We start from the raw sequence: 287 nt of genomic DNA, 5'->3' as shown, positions 1-287 counted from the left end.
TGAGCAATCGCCAGCTGCATTGCACTACACACCAGCTCAGCCGGCATGTTCGGGGCCATGGACCAGCCGACTATCTTGCGTGAGAACAAGTCCAGCACCACGGCCAGGTATAACCAGCCGCTTCGGGTCCGGATGTAGGTAATGTCTGCCACCCAAGCTTTGTTTACTGCGTCAGGTTCAAATTGGCGATTCAATACATTTTCAGCAATCGGCAGGTCGTGGTTGCTATCTGTCGTATGCACAAACTTACGCTTCCAAGCCGAACGCAGACCGTTGGCACGCATCAA

At 53.7% G+C, this 287-nt stretch carries 1 protein-coding gene; it reads right to left on the bottom strand.

Annotated elements, in window-relative coordinates:
- A partial coding sequence (locus AACY49_RS31475) for a DDE-type integrase/transposase/recombinase (protein WP_339528277.1) occupies positions 1-287 on the bottom strand: 287 nt, incomplete at both ends.

It is taken from the genome of Pseudomonas sp. EL_65y_Pfl2_R96, from assembly GCF_963970905.1.
Classification (GTDB): Bacteria; Pseudomonadota; Gammaproteobacteria; order Pseudomonadales; family Pseudomonadaceae; genus Aquipseudomonas.
The sequence above is the reverse complement of the archived record's forward strand: the minus strand, read 5'-3'. Positions and strand labels throughout refer to the sequence as shown.